At 23.7% G+C, this 2,506-nt stretch carries 2 protein-coding genes; both read right to left on the reverse strand.

Annotated features, from left to right (window positions below):
• Positions 1-1,368 (reverse strand): GAF domain-containing protein (locus tag J7G74_RS11305; RefSeq protein WP_297135372.1); only part of this gene is annotated, 1,368 nt, incomplete at its 3' end.
• A gap of 360 nt (positions 1,369-1,728) precedes the next feature.
• Entirely contained in the window at positions 1,729-2,205 is a 477-nt protein-coding gene (locus J7G74_RS11310) for a hypothetical protein (RefSeq protein ID WP_297135374.1), read from the reverse strand.
• Positions 2,206-2,506: the final 301 nt, after the last annotated feature.

Below are 2,506 nucleotides of genomic sequence, written 5' to 3' on the forward strand. Positions count from 1 at the left end.
CGTAGCAAATACACCCATTTTATCAAATTCATCATATAATATTTTATTTAAATGAGTTGCAATTTCACCAGGTGTTTTAAATTGATAACATAATGTTTTAAAAGTCCCTTTTATCATTGCTACCATATAGTTTGCTACTATCCCATGCCCCATAACATCAGCAATTATATATGCTACTTTATTTTTATCAATTCTATGAGCATAATAAAAATCTCCTCCTACAACTGTAGCTGGTTTATGGTAAAATTGTAATTCTTTTTCATTATTACAATCCATTCTACTTTCATCCATTATAAGTTTCTGCTGTTTATTTAATATATTTAATTCTTTTGCAATAAGTTTATGCTTAAGGTTTTGTTCATTATATCCATAAAGCTGCATAGCTATTATAACTTGTTTAGATAAGATACTTAAGATATTTAAATCATCATCTGTGTATTTGTTACCATCCTGACATAATATAACCCCCATAGGTTCATTTTCATTAGTTAATTTATAAAAAATATAACTACCACCTATCATATCTATATCTTCAACTAATTCCTTTTCATTAACATACAGACCATTTACCTTTTTATCTAAAAGATATTGAATTATTTTTTGAATATTTTCATCTCTTTCATCTAATTTACAGTAAGACCTAAATACCTTATTTTTAGAGTTATCATTATCAATTAAAATAACTGCATCTTTACTATTTGTTGTTTTTTTTGCAATATCACTTAAGTGAACTAAAAACTCTTCTATATTTTTATTTAAATATAACCTCTTAGTAGCGTCACTTATTAGTTCTAATGCATTTCTAAGTTTATCTATTACAAAATTTTTCTGTCTGTTTTTTTCCGTTATTTCGATTGATAATGCTATTAAGGATGCTATTGAAGCGACAAAATCTATGTCCTCATCATTTAAATAATCACCTTCACATAAAAAACATGTCATAAAACCTAGTACTTGCTTATTATAAATTAAAGGAAATACAATTCGGCCAATATAACCCTCTTCTCTTGCAAGTTCTATTTCTGCTTCAGATCTTTCATCTTCAAAAATATTTTTTACATAGATTATCTTTTTTTCTTCTACTGCTTCATGTATATATTTGGGGTAATCCTCATAAAAATTAAATTTTACCCCTCTAATTTCGTCACCTACAAAAGTTTCTTTTATGTATTCTAATGTATTAGAACATACTAAATATGCATGGTTATAATCATTATTGTAAAATAAATTTACGCAAGCTTTTCTTGGATAAACAACTTCAAGCATTTTTTCTATTATATTATCTTTTATTTCAAAAAAATTAGTAGATTCTGCAACCATTGATGATATTTCTACTAAGTTCTTCATCTTCATATTAGTGTTGTTCATAAATACACCTTCTCCTTCTACAAATTTCCACTATCCTAAAGTATAATTGTAACATATTATTTTACAATTATATAGTCAAATTACAGTTTTGCTTTTTTTGAAAATAAAGGAGACTATATATTATTCAAATCTATAACTACTATCCTTAATACCTTTATATATTGTTATAATAGTTGTCTTCAAATTAAATTTTTAAATTCAACTTCATTACTCTTTAATTCAAATACAAATTTAATATATTTGATTATTTCACTAATTTTTTTTAATTATAATTTATAATAAAATAAAAAAGAGCATATTTTATAATATACTCTTATTAGTATCTATTCATTTAAACTTTTCAAATTAAAATTACATATACTATTGTTTAAATCCCATATATAAATTTCTAACAGTACATACAAATACTATTATAAAACTTATTCCAATAAAATAATTAAATCCTGTAAGTAAACTAATTACAAGAAGGGTTATTAGCAAGTTTATTCCTCTTTTACTATCCTCATTTATAAAATTGTCAGCTGAAATTTCAATATTATTCTTTACGTTTTCGATAGCAGCTTTAACTTGTTTTTCATAATTTATTTTATATACTATATAAGTTAATTCCACTAGTAAAACTCCGATCCCTAATAAAGTTTTCACGTGAAAAGCTAAGTATAAAATAAATAATGCTAAAATTATTTTTAATCCATTTAAAAATAAGCTATCTATTTTTAATGTTATATTTTTAAATTGCTTAAACCCATTTCTAAGTTCATATTCTTTATTTGGCATATTTTTCATTTTTGTTTTTACTACTTCAGAATAAAATAGTTTAATTAAGTTATTTATCATTATTTACACTTCCTTTAAAACCTCTTTTATTTTGATTCTTACTAATATTTATTATTTTTATACACAATTTAATAAAAACTAAATAGTCTATTTAAAAATAAAATTTATATTCTATAAAAAAATTCGATTGACTTAATCTACTGCGTGGTCACTTCGCTTCATGTCGCTAACGACTTCTCCCGTTGCTAAAAATTTGCTTAACTTATATCACCAACAGCTTAGCACGTTTCTAAAGTAACAAAGTTTAAAATTGTCACGGTATATAAGATACAATTTAATTACAATTAAAAAGCTCCTTAAA

The organism is Terrisporobacter sp., from assembly GCF_017888745.1.
Lineage (GTDB): Bacteria > Bacillota > Clostridia > Peptostreptococcales > Peptostreptococcaceae > Terrisporobacter.

What these genes read in the sequence shown, in the direction of transcription:
- J7G74_RS11310 (WP_297135374.1), bottom strand. Translation starts at nt 2,205, where the DNA reads ATGATAAATAACTTAATTAAACTATTTTATTCTGAAGTAGTAAAAACA.